This is a genomic window from Streptomyces sp. NBC_00443, from assembly GCF_036014175.1.
In the GTDB taxonomy this organism is placed as follows: Bacteria; Actinomycetota; Actinomycetes; order Streptomycetales; family Streptomycetaceae; genus Streptomyces.
Genome location: NZ_CP107917.1, coordinates 970638 through 996012 on the forward strand (window position 1 = coordinate 970638; position 25375 = coordinate 996012).

General features: G+C 72.0%; 27 protein-coding genes and 2 pseudogenes. 6 read left to right on the top strand and 23 right to left on the bottom strand.

The window, feature by feature from the left end:
• Window positions 1-10: 10 nt before the first annotated feature.
• The 3 genes from OHO27_RS04335 to OHO27_RS04345 form a co-directional block, all read right to left on the bottom strand.
• Complete coding sequence (locus tag OHO27_RS04335; RefSeq protein ID WP_328420451.1) at window positions 11-1339, bottom strand: enolase C-terminal domain-like protein; 1329 nt, start codon at window positions 1337-1339, stop codon at window positions 11-13.
• A 38-nt stretch (window positions 1340-1377) separates the two neighbouring features.
• Complete coding sequence (locus tag OHO27_RS04340) at window positions 1378-2715, bottom strand: gluconate:H+ symporter (protein WP_328420453.1); 1338 nt, start codon at window positions 2713-2715, stop codon at window positions 1378-1380.
• Window positions 2716-2852: 137 nt separating this feature from the next.
• Entirely contained in the window at window positions 2853-3308 is a 456-nt protein-coding gene (locus OHO27_RS04345; RefSeq protein WP_328420455.1) for a TIGR03668 family PPOX class F420-dependent oxidoreductase, read from the bottom strand.
• A 103-nt stretch (window positions 3309-3411) separates the two neighbouring features.
• On the opposite strand from OHO27_RS04345, the gene OHO27_RS04350 reads away from it, so the two are divergent.
• Complete coding sequence (locus OHO27_RS04350) at window positions 3412-3867, top strand: archease (RefSeq protein ID WP_328420457.1); 456 nt, start codon at window positions 3412-3414, stop codon at window positions 3865-3867.
• A 61-nt stretch (window positions 3868-3928) separates the two neighbouring features.
• A complete protein-coding gene (locus tag OHO27_RS04355; RefSeq protein WP_328420459.1) occupies window positions 3929-5095 on the top strand; it encodes a CapA family protein in 1167 nt (388 codons plus the stop codon).
• Here OHO27_RS04355 and OHO27_RS04360 read toward each other — a convergent pair.
• From OHO27_RS04360 to OHO27_RS04390, 7 genes and pseudogenes are all read right to left on the bottom strand, one after another.
• Window positions 5016-5657: a phosphoribosyltransferase gene (locus tag OHO27_RS04360; protein WP_328420461.1), complete on the bottom strand. Its 642-nt coding sequence runs from the start codon at window positions 5655-5657 to the stop codon at window positions 5016-5018. The two genes, OHO27_RS04355 and OHO27_RS04360, sit on opposite strands and share 80 nt — an antisense overlap.
• A 69-nt stretch (window positions 5658-5726) precedes the next feature.
• On the bottom strand, window positions 5727-6086 hold the full coding sequence (locus tag OHO27_RS04365; protein WP_328420463.1) for a hypothetical protein: 360 nt from the start codon (window positions 6084-6086) through the stop codon (window positions 5727-5729).
• A gap of 109 nt (window positions 6087-6195) precedes the next feature.
• Entirely contained in the window at window positions 6196-6444 is a 249-nt protein-coding gene (locus OHO27_RS04370; RefSeq protein ID WP_328420465.1) for a hypothetical protein, read from the bottom strand.
• 43 nt (window positions 6445-6487) lie between these two features.
• A pseudogene (locus OHO27_RS04375) lies at window positions 6488-6938 on the bottom strand (YbhB/YbcL family Raf kinase inhibitor-like protein).
• Between the two features lie 87 nt (window positions 6939-7025).
• A complete protein-coding gene (locus OHO27_RS04380; protein ID WP_328420467.1) occupies window positions 7026-8102 on the bottom strand; it encodes a glycosyltransferase family 2 protein in 1077 nt (358 codons plus the stop codon).
• A 40-nt stretch (window positions 8103-8142) separates the two neighbouring features.
• Window positions 8143-9033, bottom strand: coding sequence for an SDR family oxidoreductase (locus tag OHO27_RS04385; RefSeq protein ID WP_328420469.1), 891 nt, complete (start codon window positions 9031-9033; stop codon window positions 8143-8145).
• 80 nt (window positions 9034-9113) lie between these two features.
• Window positions 9114-9512, bottom strand: a complete 399-nt coding sequence (locus OHO27_RS04390) for an SseB family protein (RefSeq protein ID WP_328420472.1) — start codon at window positions 9510-9512, stop codon at window positions 9114-9116.
• A gap of 238 nt (window positions 9513-9750) precedes the next feature.
• Between OHO27_RS04390 and OHO27_RS04395 the strand changes: the two genes are divergently transcribed.
• Window positions 9751-10404 carry a phosphoribosyltransferase gene (locus OHO27_RS04395; RefSeq protein WP_328420474.1) on the top strand — a complete coding sequence of 218 codons (654 nt, stop codon included), beginning with the start codon at window positions 9751-9753 and terminating at the stop codon, window positions 10402-10404.
• Window positions 10405-10420: 16 nt separating this feature from the next.
• Here OHO27_RS04395 and OHO27_RS04400 read toward each other — a convergent pair whose 3' ends face one another.
• Window positions 10421-10855 carry a PPC domain-containing DNA-binding protein gene (locus OHO27_RS04400; protein ID WP_328420476.1) on the bottom strand — a complete coding sequence of 145 codons (435 nt, stop codon included), beginning with the start codon at window positions 10853-10855 and terminating at the stop codon, window positions 10421-10423.
• A 71-nt stretch (window positions 10856-10926) separates the two neighbouring features.
• On the opposite strand from OHO27_RS04400, the gene OHO27_RS04405 reads away from it, so the two are divergent.
• Window positions 10927-11499, top strand: a complete 573-nt coding sequence (locus OHO27_RS04405) for a GNAT family N-acetyltransferase (protein WP_328420478.1) — start codon at window positions 10927-10929, stop codon at window positions 11497-11499.
• Between the two features lie 19 nt (window positions 11500-11518).
• Here OHO27_RS04405 and OHO27_RS04410 read toward each other — a convergent pair whose 3' ends face one another.
• On the bottom strand, window positions 11519-12298 hold the full coding sequence (locus tag OHO27_RS04410; RefSeq protein ID WP_328420481.1) for an SDR family NAD(P)-dependent oxidoreductase: 780 nt from the start codon (window positions 12296-12298) through the stop codon (window positions 11519-11521).
• 477 nt (window positions 12299-12775) lie between these two features.
• Here OHO27_RS04410 and OHO27_RS04415 point away from each other — a divergent pair, with 477 nt between their 5' ends.
• Entirely contained in the window at window positions 12776-13339 is a 564-nt protein-coding gene (locus tag OHO27_RS04415; protein WP_328420483.1) for a hemerythrin domain-containing protein, read from the top strand.
• A gap of 105 nt (window positions 13340-13444) precedes the next feature.
• On the opposite strand, the gene OHO27_RS04420 is transcribed toward OHO27_RS04415, so the two are convergent.
• From OHO27_RS04420 to OHO27_RS04450, 7 genes are all read right to left on the bottom strand, one after another.
• Window positions 13445-13972 (bottom strand): hypothetical protein, encoded by a 528-nt coding sequence (locus OHO27_RS04420; protein ID WP_328420485.1) that lies wholly within the window; start codon window positions 13970-13972, stop codon window positions 13445-13447.
• A gap of 177 nt (window positions 13973-14149) precedes the next feature.
• On the bottom strand, window positions 14150-14914 hold the full coding sequence (locus tag OHO27_RS04425; RefSeq protein WP_328420487.1) for a metallophosphoesterase family protein: 765 nt from the start codon (window positions 14912-14914) through the stop codon (window positions 14150-14152).
• Window positions 14911-15198, bottom strand: coding sequence for a hypothetical protein (locus OHO27_RS04430; RefSeq protein WP_328420489.1), 288 nt, complete (start codon window positions 15196-15198; stop codon window positions 14911-14913). Before OHO27_RS04430 ends, OHO27_RS04425 begins: the two co-directional genes overlap by 4 nt.
• Window positions 15198-15923, bottom strand: coding sequence for a hypothetical protein (locus OHO27_RS04435; protein ID WP_328420491.1), 726 nt, complete (start codon window positions 15921-15923; stop codon window positions 15198-15200). Before OHO27_RS04435 ends, OHO27_RS04430 begins: the two co-directional genes overlap by 1 nt.
• A gap of 96 nt (window positions 15924-16019) precedes the next feature.
• Window positions 16020-17126 carry an NAD(P)/FAD-dependent oxidoreductase gene (locus OHO27_RS04440; RefSeq protein WP_328420493.1) on the bottom strand — a complete coding sequence of 369 codons (1107 nt, stop codon included), beginning with the start codon at window positions 17124-17126 and terminating at the stop codon, window positions 16020-16022.
• Window positions 17127-17307: 181 nt separating this feature from the next.
• Window positions 17308-19524, bottom strand: coding sequence for a catalase/peroxidase HPI (gene katG, locus OHO27_RS04445; RefSeq protein ID WP_328420495.1), 2217 nt, complete (start codon window positions 19522-19524; stop codon window positions 17308-17310).
• A 24-nt stretch (window positions 19525-19548) separates the two neighbouring features.
• Window positions 19549-19998 carry a Fur family transcriptional regulator gene (locus tag OHO27_RS04450; RefSeq protein ID WP_328420496.1) on the bottom strand — a complete coding sequence of 150 codons (450 nt, stop codon included), beginning with the start codon at window positions 19996-19998 and terminating at the stop codon, window positions 19549-19551.
• A gap of 200 nt (window positions 19999-20198) precedes the next feature.
• Between OHO27_RS04450 and OHO27_RS04455 the strand changes: the two are divergent.
• Window positions 20199-21571: pseudogene (locus OHO27_RS04455) on the top strand (alpha-lytic protease prodomain-containing protein).
• Between the two features lie 89 nt (window positions 21572-21660).
• On the opposite strand, the gene OHO27_RS04460 reads toward OHO27_RS04455, so the two are convergent.
• From OHO27_RS04460 to OHO27_RS04475, 4 genes are read right to left on the bottom strand one after another with little or no spacing between them, the layout of a single operon-like run.
• The gene (locus tag OHO27_RS04460; protein WP_328420497.1) at window positions 21661-22740 is read right to left on the bottom strand and encodes a serine hydrolase domain-containing protein; all 1080 of its coding nucleotides are present in this window, start codon (window positions 22738-22740) and stop codon (window positions 21661-21663) included.
• Entirely contained in the window at window positions 22737-23657 is a 921-nt protein-coding gene (locus OHO27_RS04465) for a DUF6895 family protein (protein ID WP_328420498.1), read from the bottom strand. The genes OHO27_RS04460 and OHO27_RS04465 overlap by 4 nt, the downstream gene beginning before the upstream one ends.
• On the bottom strand, window positions 23654-24649 hold the full coding sequence (locus OHO27_RS04470; protein WP_328420499.1) for a DUF6895 family protein: 996 nt from the start codon (window positions 24647-24649) through the stop codon (window positions 23654-23656). Before OHO27_RS04470 ends, OHO27_RS04465 begins: the two co-directional genes overlap by 4 nt.
• The gene (locus OHO27_RS04475; protein WP_328420500.1) at window positions 24646-25356 is read right to left on the bottom strand and encodes a hypothetical protein; all 711 of its coding nucleotides are present in this window, start codon (window positions 25354-25356) and stop codon (window positions 24646-24648) included. The genes OHO27_RS04470 and OHO27_RS04475 overlap by 4 nt, the downstream gene beginning before the upstream one ends.
• Between the last annotated feature and the right edge of the window lie 19 nt (window positions 25357-25375).

A 25375-nucleotide genomic window follows, 5' to 3' on the forward strand; every position in this document is an offset into this window, starting at 1 on the left:
CCCCTGAGGTTCAGCGCACGAGACAGGGCCGCTTCGCGTCGAAGGTCCAGCCGTCGACCAGGTATCGCATGCCGACGGCGTCGTCCCGGCCCGACAGCGCCTTCTCCTTGTAGAGCTCGTGTGCCGCCAGGAGTCGGTCCATGTCCAGGTGGATGCCGAGTCCGGGCGTGTCCGGTACGGCGACCTCGCCGCCGGCGATCCTCGGCGGCTCCACGGTGAGACGCTCCAGCCCCTCCTGCCAGATCCAGTGGGTGTCCAGGGCGTTGTACTCGCCGGGTGCGGCCGCTCCGCAGTGGGCCATCATCGCCAGGGAGATGTCGAAGTGGTTGTTGGAGTGGCAGCCCCAGGTCAGCCCCATCGCGTTGCACAGCTGGGCGACGCGCACCGACCCCTGCATGGTCCAGAAGTGCGGGTCGGCGAGCGGGATGGACACCGACTGCAGCGCCAGGGCGTGGGTGAGCTGACGCCAGTCCGTGGCGATCATGTTGGTCGCCGTGGGCAGCCCGGTGGCCCGGCGGAACTCCGCGAGGATCTCGCGCCCCGAGTAGCCGCCCTCAGCCCCGCAGGGGTCCTCGGCATAGGCCAGGGTGCCGAGGAGGGGACGGCACAGCTCGACCGCCTCGTGCAGCGACCAGGCGCCGTTGGGGTCGAGGGTGATCCGCGCCTCGGGGAAGCGGTCCTTGAGCGCGGTGACGGCCTTGACCTCCTCCGCGCCGGGCAGGACACCGCCCTTGAGCTTGAAGTCACGGAAGCCGTAGTGGTCGTAGGTGGCCTCGGCCTGCCGGACGATCGCCTCGGGGGTCAGCGCCTCCTCGTGCCGGATGCGGTACCAGTCGACGTCGGCGTCGGGTGCGCGGACGTAGTCCAGGTCGGTCCGGTCCGGGTCGCCGACGTAGAAGAGGTAGCCGAGTACCCGTACGGAGTCGCGCTGTTGCCCGTCGCCGAGGAGGGCGGCGACCGGGACTTCGAGGTGCTGGCCGAGCAGGTCGAGGAGGGCCGACTCGACGGCGGTGACCGCGTGGACGGTGGTGCGCAGGTCGTAGGTCTGGGCGCCGCGGCCTCCCGTGTCGCGGTGGGCGAAGGTGGACTCTATGGCGCTCAGGACGCGCTTGTAGTCGCCCACGCGCGCTCCGACGACGAGCGCTGCGGCGTCGCGCAGGGTCCGGGTGATCTTCTCGCCGCCGGGCACCTCACTGAGGCCCGTACGCCCTTCGGAGTCCTCGAGGACGACGACGTTACGGGTGAAGTACGGGGCGTGCGCGCCGGAGAGGTTGAGGAGCATCGAGTCGTGGCCGGCGACCGGATAGACAGAGAAGCGGGTGACGACGGGCTGGGTCATGACGGGCGGATGCCGTTCTCGTGAGGGGGGTGGGCGGGTCAGATGCCGAGGGCGTCGAGGACCGGTTCCAGGACCAGTACGCCGGCCAGGCCGAGGAGTGCGAGCACCGTCGTGTACGTGGTGCGCGCCTTGATCGCGTCGAGGACGGACAGGTTGAAGTACTCCTTGAACATCCAGAATCCCGGGTCGTTGACGTGGGAGAAGGCGATCGAGCCGCAGGAGACGGCGAGCACCATCACCTCGGGGTGGACGCCGCTGCCCGCGAGCAGGGGCAGTGCCACCCCGGAGGCGGTGACGACGGCGACGGTCGCGGAGCCGAGGGCGATGCGCAGGATGGCCGCGATCAGCCAGGCGAGGAGGATCGGGGAGATCGACCAGCCGTCGGTGGCGTCCTTGATGTAGTCGGATATGCCGCCTTCGACGAGTACGTTCTTGAAGGCGCCGCCCGCCCCGATGACGAGCAGGATCATCGCCATCGCCTGGGCGGCCTCTTTACACGAGGCGCTGACCTCGGCCAGGCTGCGGCCGATGCGCGGGCCGAACGCCCAGATCGCCACGAGCAGGGTGAGCAGCAGGGCGATCGGCGCGGACCCGATGAAGGCGACGAAGTGCAGCAGGCCGTTGTCGCCGGAGGAGGCGAGGTCGGTCACCGCGGCCCCGGCGATCAGGACCACGGGCAGCAGGGCGACGGACAGCGACCAGCCCATGCCGGGCATCTCGTCGTCCTCGAAGACCCGGTCGCTGACCAGACCCTTGGGGATGGCGGGGTTCATCGCCCGGACGAAGGGGAGGCGCGGCCACAGCAGGGCGATGAACGCGCCGACCGGGACGGCGATGAACAGGCCGTAGAACAGGGTGAGTCCGACGGACGCGTGGAAGGTGGCGGCCACCGCGGTGGGGCCCGGGTGGGGCGGCAGGAAGCTGTGCATGGTGGACAGGGCGATCGACATGGGCAGCCCCACCCACAGCAGGTTGGCCCGAGTGACCCGGACGAGGGTGAAGGCGATCGGCACGATGATGACGAAGGCCACCTCGTAGAACATCGTGACGCCGATGAGCATGGCCGTCAGCACCATGGCCACCTGCACCCAGCGCGGCCCGCACACGTCGAGGAGCCGGGCGGCTATTCGCTGGGCGGCACCGGAGTCCCCCATCACCCGGCCGACCATCGCACCGAGCCCGATGGTGAGCATGGTGTCACCGATCTGGTCGCCGATGCCCTCGGCGAGGACGTCCGGGATCGTCTCCAGCCCGATCCCCTGGACCAGGCCGACGCCCACCGCCACCAGGAGCAGGGCGGCAAAGCCGTTCAGGCGGAGTTTGGTCATCAGGACGAGCAGGACCAGGACGCTGATCCCGACCACCACGAGCGGCATATGTCAGTTCTCCTTTGAACGCCGACCGCCTACGTTCACCCCGCTGAACGGGGTCTTCACATGAAGACGTCGTCTACATATGAAGACGGAGATTATGTTCATGGATGGTCAAGGTCAATGGGTCTGCGCCTGTTGATTCACGTGGGGTCCGGTGCGGCCCGCCAGCCGCTCCACCGCAGGACGGTGATCACCGTCACCGGCCCTTCCGGCGGCCGCCCCTGGTAGTGGCGCGGATACTTCTGCCGCAGCGACTCGACGGCGGCTGCGTACTCCTCACGCGCCGCCCGTTCGGTGGCGTCGGGCGGCACGATCCGCGCGTCGCCGTCCGCCCGGACCCACCACAGGCGGTCCCAGTCCTCGTCGTACACGTCCGCCAGCAGGCAGACCGCCGGGTGCGCGGCGATGTTGTGCAGCCGCCTGAGCCGCTGGGACCGCTTCGGCTTGTGGTCGACGGCGGTGACGATCTCGTCGCCGCGCAGGGCGAACACGACCGGCACCAGGTGCGGCCGGCCTTCCCGGTCGACCGTCGCCAGCCGCGCCACGGGCGCCTCGGCGAACCGGCGGCGCGCCTCGTCCCGCTGCATGTCCGGCATGTCGGCTCCCTTCGTCCCGGCGGTACGCCGCGCCCTGTGGCGGGTACCCCTATCCGTGTGGCCCTGAGCGGCCCGGACGGCATGAGCGGATCAGGTGGTGCCGATGGTCGGCGACACGGACGACGACATCGAGACCCGGCGGCGCGGCGGAAGCGGGCACCGGGCGGTGCCGCACCCGGGCGACGTACGGATCGAGGCCTGGGGCGTGAGCCGTGAGCGCTGTCTGGTGGAGGCGGCTCTGGGCATGGCGGAGTGCTTCGCCGATGTGACGGCGGTACGGCCCACCTCGATGGAGCGGGTACGGCTAGCCGAGGAGGACGACGAGGGGCTGCTGACAGCCCTGCTCGACGAGGTCGTCCGCAGGCTCGACGTGGACGGCCGGGTGGCCGTCGACCTGGAGGCCGACACCGCGGACGGCGACCTCGACGTACGGATCGCGCTCGCCGAACTGGCGGACGTGCCCGTCACTGGCGCCTCCCCGAAGGACGTCTCCTGGCACGGGCTGCACATCGGGCCGGATCCGTACGGGTGGTCGTGCGCGGTGACCGTGGACGTGTGAGGGGTCGCCCGCAGGAAGTGCGGGTCCCCCGGGAACCGCCCCACCCCCGTACGGTTGAGGCATGAGCGGCGGCACGGTGACGCTGTTCGTCTGTGGTGACGTGATGCTCGGACGCGGCGTCGACCAGATCCTGGCCCGGCCCGGCGACCCGGCGCTGCGGGAGGGGTACGTCACGGACGCCCGCTCCTACGTGCGCATGGCGGAGGCGGTGAACGGCCCGATCCCGGCGCCCGTCGATCCGTCGTGGCCGTGGGGCGAGGCGCTGCAGGTGCTGGAGTCGAGCGGCCCGGACGTGCGGATCGTCAATCTGGAGACGTCGGTCACGCGCAGCGACGCGTTCGAGCCCGGCAAGGCCGTCCACTACCGCATGCATCCTGCGAACCTGCCCGCCCTCACCGTCGCCCGGCCCGACGTGTGCGTCCTGGCCAACAACCATGTGCTGGACTTCGGCCGCACGGGCCTGGAGGAGACCCTCGACGTGCTCCACGCAGCCGGACTGCGCACGGCGGGCGCGGGACGGAGCGCGAAGGAGGCGTACGCGCCCGTGGCACTCCCGCTCCCCCACGGCGGCCGCGTGCTCGTCCTCGCCCTCGGCGTCAGCACGAGCGGCGTCCCGGCGGCCTGGGCGGCGACGGCGGACCGGCCCGGCGTCGCCCACGTGCCCGAGCTGTCGCATGCCGCGGCCGGCGAAGCGGTACGGCACATACGGCAGGTGAAGCGGGCCGGCGACATCGTGATCGTCTCCGTGCACTGGGGATCGAACTGGGGCTACTCCGTCCCCCGCGACCAGCGTCGCTTCGCGCACGCCCTGGTGGAGGGCGGCGCCGACCTCGTCCACGGGCACTCCTCGCACCACCCCCGCCCCGTCGAGGTCCACCGCGGCCGGCTGATCCTGCACGGCTGCGGCGACTTCATCGACGACTACGAGGGCATCCCCGGCTACGAGCAGTACCGCGACGACCTGCGCCTGGCCTGCTTCGTCACCCTGGCGGCGGACACGGGTGAACTCGCCGGCCTGCGCATGGTGCCCCTGCTCGCCCGCCGCATGCGCCTGGAGCCCGCCCCGCCCGAGGACCGCGCCTGGCTGCACTCCACTGTCGACCGCATCAGCGACGGCGTCCGCCTCGCCCTCGGAGCGGACGGCGCGCTCACTCTCCCCGCAATGCCTCCAGCACATCAGCGTCGGTCAGCTGCCCGAAATCCTCGTACCACTCGCCGACCGAGCTGAACAGCCTCGGCTGGTGCAGGCAGACGAAGTCGTCGACCTCCCGGCGCAGTTCCTCGGCGACCTCGGGTGCGCAGACCGGTACGGCAAGCACCAGGTGCTCGGGGTGCTGGTGGCGCAGGGCGCGCAGGGCGACCCGTGCGGTCGAGCCGGTCGCGACGCCGTCGTCGACGATCACGGCCGTACGGCCACGCAGCTCGGGAGCCGGCCGGCCCTGCCGATAGCGCTCCTCGCGCCGCCGCAGCTCGTTCTGCTCCCGCTCCACCACGGGCGCCAGGTCGGCCTCGTTCAGCCCGAGCCGCAGCAGCGTCTGCTCGTCGAAGAGCGGAGGCCCGTCGCCCGCGAGCGCGCCGACCCCGAACTCCTCGTGGAAGGGGGCCCCGATCTTGCGTACGACGAGCACATCCAGCGGGGCCTGCAGCACCCGGGAGATCTCCCGGGCGACCGCGACACCGCCACGCGGCAGCGCGAGGACCACGGGATGCGGAAGGATGCCCTTGTCCTGCCGGACACGCAGCTGCTCGGCCAGCTCCCGCCCGGCCGCTGCGCGGTCACGGAACTGCATGGGCTTCCCCTTCCGTCCGTCGCCGCGTACCCCGCCCATCCGTGTCGGACACCCCGTCGGCTTCGGGCGCTACTGGATGCTCCAGCCGACGCTGCCGACGCCGGAGCTGTAGATCGCGCAGACGCCCGACGACTCGCCGTACTGGCCCGGCGCCAGCGTCACCCACTGGCCGGAGACGTCCGGGGCCCAGCCGCAGACGACCTCGGCGCGGAAGGTGACGGTGCGGTCGGTGTTGTTCTTGCAGCCCGCGATGCCGTGGTCCGGGTTGTTGTTGTGCACCCAGCCGTCGCAGTCGACGGTGCCCACCATGACGGCGGCATCGCCGGCTGCCGCGGCCTGGGCCGGGGCTGCCAGCCCGCCGGCGGTGAGGGCCAGGGCGGAAACGGTGGTGGCGAGGCCGGCCGCGAAGATGCTCGTCCTGCGGTTCATGTGTATCCCCCGTGAGGTGGTGGTCCCGTTCGGACCTGCTGCCTTCAGTCAAGGTCAGCGGGGCTCCGACGGGAACCTCAGACCTCCGAGGGTGGGGCCTGCCCCACGTTCACCCGTTCGCCGTGTCGGACGTGTCGGTGCTGTCGGTGCCGTTCCAGTCGTACGGACCGCCGCCGCGCCACTCGATCAGATCGGGGTCGTCGACGGCCCGGTCCTCGCCGGGCAGGCCTGCGCGGTGCACCAGGTCCATGACGTCGAACAGGCTGTACGCGGTGCCCGTCGGCTCGCCGCGGATCGTCACCTGACGCCCGCCGTCCGACGCCGGCGGCTGCACCACCACAAGGGGACGCGTGCTCATGCCACCACCATGCGCTCTGCGCGCCGGAAACGCAGCCCGGCCGTCACCGTTTGTAGAGCCCGACGAGTGTTCCGCTGGCCAGCTGCTGCTCGTCGAACACCCGGTGAGCCTCCACGGCCGAGGCCGACTCCGGTATGGAAACGGGGCCCGGGAAGGCGTACAGGCGGAAGAAGTACCGGTGCGCGTCATCGCCGACCGGGGGCAGGGGCCGCCCCACCCCGATTCGCCGTAGCCGTTGGTGTGCGGGTGACTGCCCGGGGTCGTTCCACCCGCCGGCAGCCCGTCCGCGTGCGGATCGATGCCGGTGAGCAGCCAGTGGACGAAGGTCCCCGACGGCGCGTCCGGGTCCTCGCACAGCAGGGCCAGCTCCACCGCCTCGTCGGGCACTTTGGACCAGGCCAGCGGTGGGGAGAGGTTCTCCCTTCCAGGGCGTGCCGCCGCGGGATCATCGCGTGGTCGTCGAACGCGGAGCTCTTGAGTTCGATGTCGGTCATGTGCGCCGCAGTACCCGTCGGTACGCGGACCACACGCGGCGCATCCATTCGGGTGGCCGGGCGGACGCCTGCCGGGTACCGCACCGGTCAGTTCACCGGGGCGGCGGGCTCGGAAGTCCCCGTCACCTCGCGCCAGGGGCGGGCCGCGCGATGGCGCCACAGTCCGCCGAGGCGATGGCAGACGGCGGCGGGCGGGATGAGGACGCTGGTCACGAGCATCGTGTCGACCTCGTACCGGGTTCGGGGCCCGGGGGCGATCCGCTTCCAGGCGAAACGGGCCGTGCCGAGGGTCCAGGCACCGGCGGCGAGGCCCGCGGCCGCGGGCCTTCGGGCCGCGAGGAGCGCACAGGCGGCGACGCCCGCCGAGGTGACCGCCGCATGAGCGCGGATACGGCCGCGCTGCGACGCCGTCTTGTACCACCAGTCGGGGCCGTGCAGCCGGACCATGAGCGCGTCGTCGGCGTTGCCGCGCTCATCGTGCAGGGAGTCCCATCGGTCGGCGGGGCGGACGGGGTGGCGGGTGGTGCGCCGGCCGCGCCGGATGCCCCAGCCGGCGTCCAGGACGCGCAGAGCGAGGTCGGTGTCCTCGTGCTGTGCGTGCCGGAAGCGTTCGTCGAAGCCGCCGACCTCCCTCAGGACGTCGGTGCGATAGGCCATGTCGGAGGTGATCCAGCGGGCCGTGGCGAGGCCCACAATGCGGCGCTCGCAGTCGGTGGGGCGGCGCCCGCCGGGCAGGGGCACAGTGATCACGCCCTGGACGCCCGCGGTGGTCGTCGGCGCCTCGGCCAGGTCCCGCACCACCTCCTCGCACCAGTGCGGTCCCACCTGCACGTCGTCGTCGAGGAAGACGACCCAGTCCGCGGTACGCACGCCCCACAGACCGGCGTTGCGCGCGACGGCCGGACCGTGGCCGCCGCTGCGCACCACCGTGGTGCGGGCCCGCAGGTCGCCGAGCACGTCGAGCGGATGGCCCAGGCCACCGTGGTGCGGCACGGGGCGGTCGTCGACGAGGACGATCTCGTCCGGCGGTGGTCCGGTCGCGGCGGCGAGCGCGCCCAGGCAGTCCGCGAGCGTGTCGCGCAACAGGGTCGGCACGACCACGGCGTAGGAGAGCGGCGGCGCTGTGGGGTCCGCGCCGTCCGCCACCCGGCTCGGCCTCGTCATACGAGGGTCCTCCTCTGTCGGCATCGGCCACGTCCCCCGGCTACGGCAGTGGCGTTCCGCCCGTCGCGTTGAGGATCTCGGCGGTGACGAAACTGGCCTCCTGGGAGGCGAGATAGACGTAGGCCGGGGCGAGTTCGGCGGGTTGTGCCGGGCGGCCCAGCGGGCTCTGCTTTCCGAACTCGACCGTGTCGGGCATCGTCGCGGGGATCAGCGGCGTCCACACCGGCCCCGGCGCGACCGCGTTGACCCGGATGCCCCGGTCGACGACCATCTGGGCCAGCCCCTGGGTGAAGGTCACGATCGCGCCCTTCGTCATCGCGTAGTCCAGCAGATGCGGACTGGGCTTGTAGGCCTGCACCGAGGTCGAGTTGATGACGCTGCCGCCCTCGCGCATGTGCGGCAGGGCGAACTTCGTCAGCCAGAACATCCCGTAGAGGTTGGTGCGCATGACCCGGTCGAACTGCTCGGTCGTGATCGCCTCGATGCCGTCCGGCTGGGACATCTGGTAGGCGGCGTTGTTCACCAGGACGTCGATGTGCCCGAACTCCGCGACGGCGCGCTCGATGAGCGTCCGGCAGTTGTCCTCGTCCCGGATGTCGCAGGGGACGGCGACCGCCTTGCGGCCGGCGTCCTCGACGAGCCGGGACGTCTCGCGTGCCTCGTCCGCCTCCTCCTGGAGGTAGGTGAACAGCACGTCGGCGCCCTCCCGGGCGAAGGCCAGCGCCACCGCCCGCCCGATGCCGGAGTCGCCGCCGGTGACGACGGTCTTGCGGCCGTCCAGTCGGCCGCTGCCGCGGTAGCTGTCCTCACCGTGATCGGGCGGCGGGTCCATCGGCCCGGTCCACCCGGGGTGAGGCTGGTCCTGCGCGGGGAATTCGGGCCGCGGGTGCTGGGTGGCCGGGTTCTGCCGGCTGTGCTGCGGATCGGTCACGACGGCCTCCTGACCGCTGGCGGACTCGGACGGCTGACCGGGTTCCCGCCTCGCAGCCGCCGAAAAGCGAGGTCAGCCGGTCAGCCCTCTTCCCGGTCCAGCAGTGCCTTGACGCCGTGGGCCGTCAGCGCGAGCTGCTCGGGGGTGCCGGCGTCGATGACGAGGGACAGGTTGTCGGAGGGCCAGCCGTGGGCGAGGGCACCGAGTTGCACACTGCGGTGCCGGTGCATCCGGGGCAGGGCCTGCTCCATGCGTTCCTGGGTGGTGAAGACCGGCACCAGCTCGGTCCCGTCCTCCTGCTCGAACACCGGAAGCGTCAGCGCCTTGGGGGCCGGCCCCTCCGCGTCCGCAGCCGCCGGTACGAGTACCTCGCTGTGGGCCAGCGTGCTCAGCGCCGCCTCGTCCGCGCCGTTCTCGACGACCGTGCGCAGAGCCTGCTGTGCCGCGAAGGCGCCGCTCTCGAAGTGGGGGTCAGTCATGGTCCATCCCCTTGCCGTGTCGTGCCCGTCCGTCCGGTACGCGCCGCATGATGCGGGTACCCGCTCCACCGTCCCTCATGTGTTCGCACGCCTCATGTGCGCATCGTCGCCCCCGCACTCCCCGCACTCCCCGCGCCCCCCGCACTCCCCCGGACGCTCACGTCGCGGACCGTGCGTCGTTTCACGGACCGCCGCGCCGGGAACCCGGCCCCCGCGCCGAGCGCGAGGGAGGTGCGCCGTGCCATTCCGCGACCGTACCCACGCCGGACAGGCACTCGCCCTGCGGCTGGTCGAGTGGGCCGACTCCGGTGATCTGATCAATCTGCTCGTGCTGGCCCTGCCGGGCGGCGGTGTGCCCGTCGCCGCCGAAGTGGCCCGTGCCCTGCACGCTCCGCTGGACGTGCTGGTGGCCCGTGAGATCAGCACGCCCATCCAGCCGCAGACGCCGATCGGGGCGGTGGTCGCCGACGATCCGCCGCTGTACGACCGGCAGAGCCTGGCCATGATGCACCTGTCCGAGGACCGGCTCGGCGATGTCGTCGCCCGCGAACGCAACGAGCTGCACCGCCTCGAACACGTCTACCGCGGTCGCCGCCCGCTCCCGTTTGTCGACGGCCGCACGGTCGTCCTCGTCGACGACGGCCTGTCCACGGGCCTCACCGCCACCGCGGCACTGCGCTTCCTGCACCGCCACCGCCCGGCGCGCCTGGTCATGGCGGTCCCCGTCGGCAGCCCACGCACCCTGTCCGCGCTGCGCGCCCGGTGCGACGACCTCGTGTGCCTGGAACAGCCGGCGTCTCTCCACGCTGTCGGTGAGTGGTACGAGGACTTCGGCCGGCTCTCGGAGACAGAGCTCGCGGACATGCTGCACAGGTTTCGCGCCACGGCGTGACGCGCCCCGGCGGATGTCATTCCGGGTCGATCAGCGCAAGTCCCAGGTCAGGCCGGTGGATCTTCGCCAGGGCCGCCGGGCTGTCGCGGACGATCACCTCCAGGGTCGGCCACACCCGGCCCTCCAGCAGATGGCCGCCCCGCGTCGTACCGTCCGACAGGCCCAGCACGGCGTGCAGGTGAGCGGTGGGCCCGTCCTCTCCTACGGCGATGTCTCCCAGGAGGGACAGGACCTCGCACTGCTCGTCGATCCGGATGCGGCGATAGTCCTTGGCCTCGCGGTCGAACCACCCCACGACGGCCTGTGAGAAGGCCCCGACGGCCGTCACCTGCGACGCCCCGAGCCCCTGCTCCCGGGCGAAGCCGGTGATCCCGGCGAGGGCGTCCTCGCCGGGAGCCGCCACCAGGACGTACACCGATGCCGGAGAAGCCTCCACCTGTTGCCACTTCATGCGCCTCGGGTACCCGCATTGCGCGGTGCCACCACGCGGCGCAGGCGGGCGCTCCGTGAAAGGGTGGTGCCATGACCATGGAGGTTCGCCCGGCTTCGGACTTCGAGGCCGTCCGCGCTGTGCTGGGCCCGAAGTCGCCCGGCGCGAACGTCTGTTGGTGCCTGAGCTACCGGATCCCGTCCAAGCTGAACAACGAGCTGCGGGGGCCGGCCCGCGGTGAGTACGTCGCCGAGTTGTGCCGCGCCGATCCTCCTCCCGGAGTGATCGCCTACGACGGTGACGAGGCGGTCGGCTGGGCCGCGGTGGCGCCGCGCTCGGCCACGTCCTTCGCGCGCAACCGCAAGATCCCGCACGTCGACGACCTGCCGGTCTGGTCGCTGTGGTGCATCCGTGTCCGTCCCGGCCACCGCAAGCAGGGGATCTCGCACGCCCTGATCGCCGGCGCGGTCGAGTTCGCCCGCGGCAGGGGCGCCCCGGTGGTCGAGGCGTACCCCCTCGACAACGGGGACGCGAGGGTCGACCTGACGATGGCGTACGCCGGGATCCGGAAGAACTTCGAGCGCGCCGGCTTCGTCCACGCCGCCGACACGACCTCCGTCCTGGCCGGTCACCCCCGCATCCTCATGCGGCTCGACCTGCGCTGACGGGACAGCCCTGCGGGGCTCAGTGCACGGAGAACCCGCCGTCGACGAAGAGCGCCTGCCCGGTGACGTAGGCGGAGGCGCTGCTCGCGAGGAACACCGCGGCACCGGCGAAGTCCTCGGCCAGGCCGTTGCGCCCGACCATCGTGCGCGCCGCGAGCCCCGCGACCTTCTCGGGGTCGGACGACAGGCGTGCGTTGAGCGGCGTCATCACGAACCCCGGCACGAGCGTGTTGCAGGTGACGCCGTACGGCGACCATGCCTCGGCCTGGGAACGGGCCAGCGACTCCAGCGCCCCCTTGGACACCCCGTAGGCACCGCTCTGGACGAACGCCCGATGGGCCTGCTGGGAGGTGATGTGGATGATCCGGCCGAAGCCCCGCTCGGCCATGCCGGGCCCGAAGCGCTGCCCCAGCAGATGGGGCGCCTCCAGGTTCACGGCCATCGTGGTGTCCCACACGTCCTCACCCAGCTCGCCCATCGGCGGCCGCAGATTGATCCCGGCGCTGTTCACGAGGATGTCGGGCTCACCGAACGCCATGACCGCCTCCTCGGCCGCCGCCCGCACGCCGTCGCGCGTGCCGAGATCGGCGCTGACCCAGGCCGCCCGGCAGCCTTGTGCCTCCAACTCGCCGACCGTCGCGGCCAGTTCCGCCTCCCTGCGGGCCACGACCACGACACTCGCGCCCGCGCGGGCGAGGGCCTCGGTGATGGCCCGGCCGATGCCGGAACTGCCACCGGTCACCACGGCGACCCGGCCTTCCAGGGAGAACAGTTCGGAGAGGTATGCCTGCGACGTCATGTTCGCACCCTAGGCGGCTCGTTCGGGGGACAGCGCTCGGGGGCGTCGTCGTCAGGGCGGCCGCAGGGCGGGGGTGCCCGGTTCGAGGCGCAGGTGGGCGCCCTGACGCACCAGCGTGCGGTGCACAAGGTGGTGGGGCACCCGCGCGGACCGCGGGCCGGCCGGACGGGTCGTGCGACGCCGGGGGCCTGTCCCGGGCGTCGGCGCGATGCGCTTGAAGCCGTAGGGAGAGTGGGCCGCGTGCGAGCTGGATACAGCGTCCGGCGACGAGCGGGCGGCCGTTGTCCCTGGGCAGCAGACGGCGCAGCGGGAGGTCGTGGACGAGGCTTCCGACGGGCAGGCGCCGGGCGCGACGCGTCCGGCATGCGGCGCACAGGCCCTCCTTTCCGCGGCCCCGTGTGAGCCCGCCGGGGGCGGGCACTCGGAGGCCGCGGCGCGTCCGACCGGAGCGCCGCCCGACTCTGGAGGTGGAGAGCAATGGGTCATGGTGGGAACGTCATCGACGAGCTGGTGACCGATCACCGCGAGGTCGAGGAGTTCTTCGGCCGGATCGAGGCGCTTCCGTCCGGTGACAAGGACCGCAAGCTGTACGCGGACCAGGCCACGATGGAGCTGGTGCGGCACTCGGTGGCCGAGGAGGCCTATCTGTACCCGGCCGTGCGCGAACATGTGGCGGGCGGGGACGTCATCGCCGACCGGGAGATCGACGACCACTCCCGGGCCGAGCGGCTCATGAAGGACCTGGAGGGGTGCGACGCCGACGACCCCGACTTCGACCGGCTGATCGCGATGCTGATGACCGAGGTCCGCTCGCATCTGGCCGACGAGGAGCAGAACCTCTTCCCGAGGCTGCGCGCGGCGTGTCCCCCGGAGACGCTGGACGAGCTGGGCGACAAGGTGCGTCAGGCGAAGAAGCTGGCGCCGACCCGCCCGCACCCGTCCGCCCCGGACACCCCGCCGGCGAACAAGCTGCTGGCTCCGGGCGCCGGCCTGGTCGACCGGCTCCGCGACGCGCTGTCGGGACGCGGCAAGAAGGCCTGACCACGGCGTATTTCCCATGGTCGGCTCCCGGCAGAGGCTCGGCGACCGCTCCGGTGAGACGAGTCAGGTGAGAGCCCGCTCAGGCGAGTGCGCTCAGCCGAGGGCTCAGGCGATGAGTGCCCGTCCCGGGTCGAGGCGCGCGTGCAGGGCGGGGCGGTGCAGGGCCGCCACCGGGTCGAGGAGGTCCGGGTGGCGCAGCAGTGCCGCTGCCTGGCGGTCCTGGGTGTCGGGGGCCACCAGGCGGCGGAACTCGACCGGTACGCCGGTCGCGTGGCTGCCCTCGGCGATCTCGGTGACCGCCACCCGGGCCAGGTCCGTGTCGGTGAGCAGGCAGGCCGCCCAGCTCGCCACGACCTCGTCCACCCAGGTGCGCCACGCGAAGTCGTCCGCGTAGAGGGGCGCAGCCGTGTCCGCGCCGGTGATCCAGTCCAGGCCTGCTGAGCCGCCCGGCCCGGCCATCGCGACGAGCGCGGCGTCCGTCGGCGTCGGGTAGCGCAGCCAGGCCGCCACCGTGACGGCCTGGCGGGCCTGCACCTCGCCGAGGGCGGCGGCGAACGCGCCACCGCACGCGGGGTAGGAACACGTCAGCCATTGGGTGGTCGCCGCGATGAGCGGGGAGAGATCTGCGAGCACTGCAGGGCCGTCCGAGGTACTGGCGGGAACGGGGATCCCTCACACGGTAGCCCGGCGATCCTGGCGTCCGACATGCCCTTGACCTCGTGACCGACGTGGCCTCGCCCACACCGGCACGGTGCGCCGAAGGACCGTAACGCCGAAGCACCGTAACGCCGAAGCACCGTAACGGCGTGCTCAGCGCGCCCGGCCGGGCGCCGCACCGGCCGCCGTCCGGTCGGGCCGCGCGAGGTGGTAGACGTGGAACGCCCGGCCGATGACCGGCTGGGCGACGTTGCGCACTTTCACGCCCCCGCTGGTCATGCCGTGCTCGGTGCCGAGGTGGGCGTGCCCGTGCACGGCGAGGTCGGCGCCGGCCGTGTCGATGGCCTCGGCCAGCAGATAGCTCCCGAGGAACGGATAGATCTCGGGCGGCTCCCCGGCCAGCGTGTCCGGCACCGGCGAGAAGTGGGTCAGGGCGATGCGTACGTCGCAGTCCTGCTCCTGAAGCTCCTGCAGACAGGCCCGCAGGCTGTCGGCGCGGCGACGCGAGTAGCGGACGAACTCCTTCATGATCGGCTCCCCGAACTCGCCCGCGCAGCGGCCCACGAACCCGCCGCCGAACCCCTTGGTACCGGCCACGCCGATGCGTGTGGAGCCGTTCTCCACCACGGTGGCCTGGCCCTCCAGGACCCGCGCGCCCGCGTCCTGGAGCACGGCGGTGACCTCCTCCGGGCAGTCGGCATGGTGGTCGTGGTTGCCCAGGACGGCGACCACGGGAACCGCAAGGTCCTTGATCTCCCGTGCGACGACCTGGGCCTCCTCGGGGGTGCCGTGCCTGGTGAGGTCCCCGGCGAGCAGCAGGACGTCGGCGCTCTCGTGCAGGGTCTCGAACGAGGGCCGCAGCGCGCCCTGGCTATCGGGGCCCATGTGGATGTCCCCGACGGCCGCGATCCGGATCATTCGACCTCCTCGGCGTGGTCGGGCGCGGCGCTGTCCGCGACCACGATGTCGCAGTGCACCGGGTGTCCCACCAGTTCCGCGCGGGCGGTGCGCAGGACGTCGTCGCGGTACCGGGCGGACGGCACGGTGCCGGTCAGCAGGATCGCCTCGCCACGGATCTCGATGCGCACCCCCAGCTCGCCGAGGGGCCCGGCGGCCAGCTGGTCCGTCAGATGGGCCACGAGGTAGTCCAGGTTCTGCGCGCCGCCCGGGCCCTGGGCCGGCTCAGCGCCGGGGCGGCTCATCAGGACTGCTCCCTGGGGGCGATCACGTCGAGGCGCTCCAGGAGGAAGAAGAACGCGCCGGGCATCGGCTCGTCCCCGCAGGATCCGCGTACGTCCTCCCAGTCGACCTTCTCGCGCAGGGCCCGGGCGGCGGCGAGCACCGGCCCGAAGTCGCAGTAGTGCTCCGAGAAGGCCTCGATGAGCCCGCGCATGAGATCGGTCGGCGCGACGACGGGCATGTGCACCGAGTCGACCGGGACGTCCTGCGCGCGGGTCAGCAGGTCCGTGGTGACCGGGCGGTGGGCCATCTCGAAGAGGAAGTCGACCTCCTGTCCGAGGCACGTCGTCTTCATCAGCCAGTCCTCGGGCGGCATACGGACCGTGAGGCCCGCCTCGGCGAGTGTCCGGGCCACCGCGTCGGCGTCCGAGCGCAGCACACAGAAGTCGGCGTCGTGCTGCAGATGGCCGCTCCCGCCGTGGGCGTACACCGCCACGCTGCCGGCCAGGGCGAACCTGTGCCCGTTGCGTTTCAGCAGCGCGCCCACCTGCTTCGCCGCCTCCAGGATCGCCTGGCTGCGGTCATGGGGCAGCTCCTGGCTGTTCAGCGAGCGTGATCCGCCCGGCGACGGCTCGAACGGGCTGTTCCCGACCGACTCGCCGGGCTCGACCGGTCCGTCCCCGACCGGGTGCAGCTCGGTCAGCCCGGGTCGCCGAGCCGGTGTCGCGCTCTGCTGGTTCTGCGTCATGCCCACTCCGTTCGCCGCACGGAGGTCCGGTACGAGCCCTGGGCGGGCTCGGTAAGGGGACCGAGTACCCGGCACGGGGGTTTCGATACGGCAGGGTCACGCCGCGGTGTAGCCGAGCTGGCGTCTCATGTAGGGCGTCATGAGGGTCTTGGACTTGGCCAGCGTGGTGGTACGGCCGCCGAGAACCGCCGTCTCGCCGCCGGGCACGGGCAGCATCGTCACTCCGTCGGCCGGGCCGAACGGGACGATGAGCGGGGTGCGGTGGACGGCCCGGTAGGAGCGGGGCTCCTTGCGGTGCTTGCCGGCGCTGTTCAGATAGGCGCGGATGTTGTGTGCGGCCAGGTCTGCCTGGGCGAGCGCGGCCGGGGTGATCTTGACCTCGGTGGCGTCGTTCACGTCACCGACCGCGAACACGTCCAGCCACCCCTGCACCCGGAGCGCCTGGTCGACCTTCACATGGCCGGTCCCCGTCAGCCAGTTCCCGAGCCCGGCCAGCCGCAGCCAGAGCGTGTTGGGCGTGGTGCCGGTCGCCCAGAAGGAGCGGTCGGCCTCGATGACGTTGCCGCGGGCGTCGCGGTAGGTGTCGAAGTCGGTGCCGGGGGACATGAAGGAGTCCAGCCACACGTCCACGCCGTGGGACTCCAGCCAGGACCGCGCCTTGCGCCCGGCCCGCGCACTGCCCGTCGCGTGCAGCAGCTCCGGCCCGGAGTGGGCGAGTGTGACGCGGGCGTCCGGCCGGGCGAGGCGGATCTCCGCGCTGAGTTCGACCCCGGAGGGTCCGCCGCCGACGACGAGGACGTGCTCGGCCGCGGCGATGTGCTGCTGATGGGCGACGAGGGACTTCACCGCCTCCTCGGTGGTGGTGCCGGTGAAGCGGGCCGGTTCGGGGTAGTCGGCGCCGGTGGCGATCACCAGCACGTCGTACGGGAGCCGCTCCCCCGTCGCGAGCGTCACCTGCCGCTCGGTGGTGTCGATGCGGACCGCCTTGCCCACGGCCACCCGCCCGTTGCGCAGCAGCCGGTCGTACGGGATGAAGGGGCTGTGCGACCAGTCCGGACGCACCCCTGCGCGCAGGGCCGCGATGCGGTGGAAGAAGACCTCCTTGCGGTCCACCAGCGTGACCCGCGCCGTCGCGTCCAGTCGCTTGGCCAGACGGACGCCCGCATAACCGCCGCCGATCACCACTACGTCGCCGTCGAGCACGCCGAGTCTCCTTCCTCCGACGGGGAGCCTAGCGATTGAAACTTAAATAATTGATGGAGACGGGTGCGCGTTCTGTGAAAGCTGCGGCTGATGCGGCACGAGTACCCAAACGACGGCGTCCGGACCGGCCCCTGCGGGCCGGTCCGGACGCCGTGTTCGGTACGGATCAGACGAGGTCGGATCAGACGAGGTCGAACCGGTCCAGGTCCATGACCTTGGCCCACGCCGCGACGAAGTCGTTCACGAACTTGGCCTTCGCGTCGTCGCTCGCGTAGACCTCCGCGAGCGCGCGCAGCTCGGAGTTGGAGCCGAAGACGAGGTCGGCACGGGTGCCGGTCCACTTGACGGCGCCCGAGGCGTCACGACCCTCGAAGGTCGTCTGGTCGCCGGAGGTCGACTTCCACGTCGTGCCCAGGTCGAGCAGGTTGACGAAGAAGTCGTTGGTCAGCACGCCCGGGGTGTCCGTGAACACGCCGTGCGAGGACTGCCCCTGGTTGGCACCCAGGACGCGCAGACCACCGACGAGGGCGGTCAGCTGGGGCGCGCTCAGGGTGAGCAGGTTGGCCCGGTCGAGCAGCAGGTACTCGGCCGGCAGGCGGTTGCCCTTGCCGAGGTAGTTGCGGAAGCCGTCCGAGGTCGGCTCCAGCGCGGCGAAGGACTCCGCGTCGGTGTGCTCCTCGGTCGCGTCCACGCGGCCCGGCGTGAAGGGGACCTCCACGTCGAAGCCGGCGTCCTTGGCGGCCTTCTCGACCGCGGCGGCACCGCCGAGGACGATCAGGTCGGCCAGGGAGACCTTCTTGGCACCGGAGTTGAACGCCGACTGGACGCCCTCCAGGACGCGCAGGACCTGCGCGAGCTGGTCGGGGTCGTTGACCTCCCAGCCGTTCTGCGGCTGCAGACGGATACGGGCGCCGTTGGCACCGCCGCGCTTGTCGCTGCCGCGGAACGTCGAGGCCGACGCCCACGCGGTGGAGACCAGCTGCGAGACGGTCAGGCCCGACTCCAGGAGCTTGGCCTTGAGCGCCGCGGCGTCCGCGGCGTCGATGGCCGCGCCCTCGGCCTCGGGCAGCGGGTCCTGCCACAGCATCGTCTCCGCCGGGACCTCCGGGCCGAGGTACAGGGACTTCGGGCCCAGGTCACGGTGCGTCAGCTTGTACCAGGCGCGGGAGAAGGCGTCCGCGAACTCGGCCGGGTTCTCGTGGAAGCGCTTGGAGATCGGGCCGTAGATCGGGTCGAAGCGCAGCGAGAGGTCGGTCGTGAGCATCGTGGGCAGACGCTTCTTCGACGCGTCGTGCGCGTCGGGGATGATCTCCTCGGCGTCCTTGGCGACCCACTGGTTGGCGCCGGCGGGGCTCTGGGTCAGCTCCCACTCGTAGCCGAAGAGGATGTCGAAGAAGTCGTTGCTCCACTGGGTGGGCTTGGTGGTCCAGGTGACCTCGAGACCGGAGGTGATGGCGTCGCCGCCCTTGCCGGTGCCGTGGGTGGACTTCCAGCCCAGGCCCTGCTCCTCCATGGAGGCGGCCTCGGGGTCGTTGCCGACCGCGTCGGCCGGGCCGGCGCCGTGGGTCTTGCCGAAGGTGTGACCACCGGCGATGAGGGCGACGGTCTCCTCGTCGTTCATCGCCATGCGGCGGAACGTCTCGCGGATGTCGCGGGCCGCGGCGATCGGGTCCGGGTTGCCGTTCGGGCCCTCGGGGTTGACGTAGATGAGGCCCATCTGCACGGCGCCGAGCGGGTTCTCCAGCTCACGGTCGCCGGTGTAGCGCTGGTCGTCGAGCCAGGTGGTCTCGGGACCCCAGTACACGTCCTCGTCGGCCTCCCAGACGTCGGCGCGGCCGCCGGCGAAGCCGAAGGTCTCGAAGCCCATCGTCTCCAGCGCGACGTTGCCCGTGAGGATCATGAGGTCGGCCCAGGAGATGGACTGGCCGTACTTCTTCTTGACCGGCCACAGCAGACGGCGGGCCTTGTCCAGGTTGCCGTTGTCCGGCCAGCTGTTCAGCGGCGCGAAGCGCTGCTGGCCACGGCCGCCACCGCCGCGGCCGTCGCTGATGCGGTAGGTGCCGGCGCTGTGCCAGGCCATACGGACCATCAGCGGGCCGTAGTTGCCGAAGTCGGCGGGCCACCAGTCCTGCGAGGTGGTGAGCACCTCGGCGATGTCACGTTTCACAGCCGCCAGGTCGAGGGCCTGGAACGCCTCGGCGTAGTCGAACTCCGCACCGAGCGGGTTGGCGACGACCGGGTCCTTGGCCAGGATCTTCAGGTTGAGCCGCTCCGGCCACCACTGGCGGTTCCCACCGCCCTGGGTGGGGTGCGCGGCGCGATCATGCGCGACGGGGCAACCGCCGCCGGCGCCCTCCGTCTTCGCGTCGGTGACGATCGCATCGGGGTTCTCAGCCATGGGAAACCTTCCGAACTAGGTGGATCACAGTGCTCGGGGTGCACTGCGGGCGGTGGAGCAGTCGGGGCACAGGCCCCAGTAGATGACCTCGGCCTCGTCGATGGTGAAGCCGTGGTCCTCGGACGCGGTCAGACAGGGCGCCTCGCCGACCTCGCAGTCGACGTCGGCGACGACACCGCACGACCGGCACACGATGTGGTGGTGGTTGTCGCCGACCCGCCCCTCGAACCGGGCCGGGCTGCCGGCCGGCTCGATACGGCGTATGAGTCCCGCCGCGGTGAGTGCGTGGAGGCCCTCGTACACGGCTTGCAGGGAGACATGACCTACGCGATCACGCACCCCTGAGGCGATGGCCTCGACACCGAGGTGGTCACCGGCACGGACGGCGTCCAGCAGCGCGACACGCGCCGCCGTCACCCGCAGGCCGGCACCGCGGAGCTCCTCGGCAGGGGTCGGAGTCTGGGATGCGGTCATGGACCCAACCTACAGCGCTAAACATGAATCATTCAAGAAAACGAATGATGAAACTCTGGCGCGGCCGGGCGCGGCATCCCCTACACCGCCCCCACACCCCCCAAAGCGCGAAAAATCATCTTTTCTGACATTGAGTCATGCCTTTTTGTCAAGGCCTTCATTGGTCGTAACCCCACCTGTACTCGATGGAGGTACAACGCATGCTCGGCAGACATACCGCGGCGGGTCGCCGCGTCGCTCTCACCGCTCTCGGTGCCCTCGCGCTCACCGGCGCCACCTCGGCCGCGGCGGCCGAGCCGCCCCCGCGGTGCCCGCGTCCACCGCGGCGCTGACGCTCGGCGCCGACCGGCCGCCGGCCGCGCTGTTGCGGGCCCTGGAGCGTGACCTGAAGCTGAAGCCGGGGCAGGCGGCCGAGCGGCTGGTCAACGAGGCGGAGGCGGGCGTTCGCGCAGGTCGCCTCCGCAACTCCCTGGGCGAGCGCTTCGCGGGGGCCTGGCTGCGGGGGGCGACCGCGGCCGAGCTCACCGTCGCCACCACACACGCCGGCGACGTGGCCGCCATCCAGGCGCAGGGCGCGAAGGCCGCGGTCGTCAAGCGGCCACTGAGCGAGCTGCGAGCCGTCAAGAAGAAGCTGGACACCGCCTCCGCCCGGGTCAAGACGCGCGACACACCGGTCTGGTATGTCGACGTGCCGACGAACCGGGTCGTCGTGCAGGCGACCAAGAGGTCGGCCGCGACCGCCTTCATCAAGTCCGCGGGTGTCCGGGGCAAGGGCGTCGGCGTGCGCCTGTCGGAGCACCGGCCGCGGCTCTTCGCGGACGTCGTCGGCGGCGAGGCCTACTACATCAACGGCTCCGCCCGCTGCTCCATCGGGTTCTCCGTCACCAAGGGCACCCAGCAGGGCTTCGCCTCGGCGGGCCACTGCGGCAGCCCGCAGGACGAGACCACCGGCTCCGACATGTCCGAGCAGGGCACGTTCCAGTCCTCCACGTTCCCCGGCAAGGACATGTCCTGGGTCGCCGTGAACAGCGACTGGACGGCCACGGCCGACGTCAAGGGCGAGGGCGGCCAGCGGACGCAGGTCACCGGCTCGGTCCAGGCGCTCGTCGGGGCGTCGATCTGCCGCTCCGGCTCCACCACCGGATGGCACTGCGGCACCATCGAGCAGCACGACACGAGCGTCAGCTACTCCGAGGGCACCGTCGACGGCGTGACCGAGACGACCGTGTGCGCGGAGCCGGGCGACTCCGGCGGCCCGTACCTCTCAGGCTCCCAGGCACAGGGCGTGACCTCGGGCGGCTCGGGCAACTGCACGTCCGGCGGGACCACCTTCTACCAGCCGATCAACCCGATCCTCAGCGACTTCGGCCTCGTCCTGAAGACCGCGTCCGCCCAGAAGGGCGTTCCCGCTCCGAAGGACAACGGGGCGGCCGACACCTGGGCCGCGGGCCGCGTCTACGAGGCCGGCTCCACGGTGACCCACGCGGGTGTGCGCTACCAGTGCCTGCAGACCCACCAGGCCCAGGGCAGGTGGTCGCCGGTGGCCACTCCGGCCCTGTGGCAGAAGATGTAGGCGGTCCAAGGAGTCGTACGGCTTCCGGTGCGGGGCGCTGTCCCCGCACCGTCCGCTCCCCCGTCCCCGCCGCCCCAGCCACTCCCCCGCTACTCCTCCGCCAGGAACCCGTACGCGGTGGTGACGAAGGGGTCGTGGGCGCGGAAGCGGCGGGTGCACACCGCGGCCAGGGCCGTTCCCGTGTCGGGCCGGAAGCCCAGGAAGGCCTGCTGGCCGAGGGTGGCCCCGCTGTGGAAGTACATCGGCCCGCCGTCGGTGGGGTGCCGGAACCACGCCACCGTGTGCACGTGCCGGCGGCCCAGGCCGCGCCGCAGCACGGGCGTGCGCACCGCCCGCAGCGCGTCGGCCGGCGGGAAACCGGCCGGGTCGAGGTGCGCCTCCAGGAATGTGAGCAGGTCGTGCGGAGTGGCGCGGACGGCACCTGCCGCCTCGAAGCCGCCCGCGTCGAAGGCGAGGGTGGGGGTGCTCCCGTCCTTGCCGTGCCCGACGGCGTCGGTCTTCGGGTCCTCCGCCCGCAGGGCCGTGCCGCTCAGACCGAGGGGACGCAGTACGTGCGTGGCGAGCAGTTCCTCCCACGCCGTACCGGACACCGCCGCGAGGGCGTGACCGAGCACGGCGACGCCGAAGTTGGAGTAGTGCCACCGGGTGCCGGGCCGGTGCCGTGGGCGGTACCGCAGGAAGGCGTCCGTGACCCGCTGGGCCGGATAGCGGCCGTAGGGATTGGTGCGCCAGGCGGGCAGCGCCCGGCGGTAGAAGTCGGCCGGCAGGGCGGGCAGCCCGGCGGTGTGCGTGATGAGGTGGGCCAGCGTCACCGGGTCCGCGCCGGTCCGCCGGCCGGGGTCCAGGCAGGCGGCGGCCGGTTCGCCCCCGGTCAACAGGCCTCGCCGGACGAGCTGGGCCAGCAGCAGGCCGGTGAACGTCTTCGAGGCCGAACCGATCTCGTAGCGCAGGTCCTGCCGGGGGACCGGCGGGGGCGGGGCCGTCCCGGCGCAGTGCACCGTGCGACGGCCGTGCCGGGACACCGCGAAGACGACGTCGGGTGCGTCGACGGCATCGGCGGCGCTCTCCAGGCGCTCGCGCAGGGTGTCGTCGTCGCCGGGACCGCCGTCCACGCCGGGCTGGTCCACGTCGTCGGCGAGGCCCGGCCAGGGCGTGGACCGGCCGGTCATGAGGTGGCGTGCGTCAGCTCGGACAGGGCGCGGGAGGTGGCCAGCACGGAGGCGAAGGCGGCGACCAGCGTCGGGTGGTAGATCATGTCGAACAGTTCGTCCGGCTCGCCCTCGGGCATGTCCCGTACGGCTGGCATGGCGCCGTCGGCCTGCTGCGCGGCGGCGAAGCCCTCCCAGCCCCGTTCGTCCAGGGTGGGGCGCGGCAGGCAGGCGTCGACGACGAGAAGTTCGCCGAGCAGGTCCCAGCGCTTGAGGTCCAGCCAGTCGTCGATCCAGGCCGGCAGCCACATGGCGAGGTAGTCGGCGATGTCCGGCGGCAGGCCGTCGGGGTTCGCTCCCCAGTCGGTGAGGTGGAACACCGTGTGGGTGAGGTCGTAGGCGATGTGCCCGCTGACCGTCCAGGGCTCGGGCCTGCTGCCCAGCCACGTGGAGCCGACGATGTCCGCCTCGGGCATCCGGGGCGTCAGGCCGAAGCGGCGCTGGAACGCGGACAGTCCGAGGCGTCGGGTCGGGTCCAGTTCGAGGGCCGACCAGCTGTTGAGCCGCTGGTAGAGGACGGTCGCACGCTCCACCTCGGGCTCGCTGTACCCGAGTTCCTTGTACGGCAGGTACACCTCGAACGGGATCGGCGAGAGCGGTTCGATGCGCTGGCCGCGTACCAGCATGCGCCCGCCGTCCAGGGTGTGCCGCCAGGTGTGGTCGAGGAGCTTGCGCGCCAGTTCGGCCTGGCGCGAGCCGGCCACGCCTTCGCGGAACAGCACCCGGCAGATCAGTGCCAGTTCGCCGACCGGTTTGAAGCGCTCCAGGAAGCCCACTTCGGGGTCGACGTCGGGCTCCAGGCGGAAGCCGTCGCGATGGGCCCAGAGCCACTCCAGGGCGCGTGCGCCGACGGTGTGCATCAGACGGGTGTCGGTCATCCGGGCACTCCTTGTCCCCCGTACCGGTTCCGCACGCCTTCCGCGTGCGGGGCCTCGCCGCTCAGGCACTTGACTGTCTGCGCCGCCGCGAACGCGGCCATCAGCGTGGAGTGGTAGCAGCGCAGGAAGTCCGGCTCCGGATCCGCTCCCCCTTCACTCTGAGAGGCCTGCTGCGGCAGGGCGCCCGAGTCGTACTGCGCCCGCGCGATCCGGGTCCAGGCGTGCTCGAGTGTCGCCGGGTCGGGCGGGCACGGGAGGCTCGCGGCGACGACCAGCAACTCGCAGCTCAGGTCCCACATTCCGGCGTCCAGGCAGGTGTCGAGCCAGGGCGGCAGCCAGTGGGCCAGGTAGGCCGCCAGGTCGGCGGGGACGCCGGCGGGGAGGCGGCCCCAGTCGGTGAGGTGGAAGACGACGTGGGTGAGCGCGTACCCCGAGGAGCGCTCGAACGTCCATGGCTCCGCCAGCCCGCCCAGCCAGGTGCTCCGCAGCACCGGCTCGGCCTGCTCCGGCCGGTCGATGCCACTGCGCCGTTCGGCCTTGAGGACGCCGAGCCGGCGGGTCGGCTCCTGCTCGGTGAGCCGCCAGCCGCGGGTGCGGGCCGTCGTGGCTGCGGCTGCCTCGTACCCGGCATGCCGCAGCCCGGCCGCGGCGAAGACGGAGTAGACCTCCAGCGGATAGGTGGCGAAGGGCTCCCACCGCTGGAGGCGGAGGAACAGTTCGCCCCGGCCGGTCTGCTGCCAGGCGAACCGCAGCAGGTCCGCGGCGTACGCGTGCAACGGGTCCCACGCCGGGGTGTGCGAGCGCACGCTCGCACAGGTCTGGGCGAGTTCCCCGAGCGGTTTCCAGGTGGCGTCGACCTGGCCGTCGGCGGTGAGCGCGTCCTCGCCCAGCGCGAAGTCCTCGCGGTGGGCGGACAGCCAGGCGAAGGCGGCGGCTCCGACGTCCCGGATCGCACCGACATCCATGGCGGTCACGGCGGCCGTAGCGGTCATACGAGTGCTCCGGCCGCCCGCATGACCCGTGCCGCCTGGACCTGGAGGGCCACCCGGGGGTCGGAGCCGCCCATCAGTTCCACGAAGTCGAGGCCCGCTTCGAGGCCGAGCGTGTCCGGTACGCCCTCGATCAGGGTCAGCCAGCGTCCCGCCCCGGCGGCCTGCTGCCAGTCCCTGCGGCGCACCGCGCGTACGAAGCCGCGGGCCAGGTCGACCGGGCGGCCCCGGGCCGCGCGGACCACGGCACAGTCCTCGCCGGGCACCGCGAGAGGGGCCAGGACTGCGAGTTGGTGCGTCAGCACCTGCCAGGTCGCCGCGTCGAGCCATGCGGCGTCGGGTTCTGTGTCCCCGTCCCCGGCGGATGCGCCTGTCAGAGGTGTGTCGAGGCGCAGCAGGGTGCGGCGCATCGCCCAGTGACTCCATCGGACGGTGGGTGCCGCGTCGGCACGCGGCGGGAAGGCCTCCACTGTCTGCCGGAACACGGTAAGTAGGTCCGAGGCGGGCGGAGTCGGGAAGAGTACGTGCGGCAGCAGCAGGTCTGCTCCCACCACGCGTACGGCCGCGAGGGCGAACTGTCCCTCGGGGTCGTCGACCGCCGCTGTGCCGGACATGCGCACGTGGTCTCCCCCCCGGAGGGCGGAGACCACGTCGGACGCGATGTCCTGCACAGCGCCCTGCAAGAGGGCCGAAGTGCCTGACTGGTGCATTCAGCTACTCCCGTTCGTC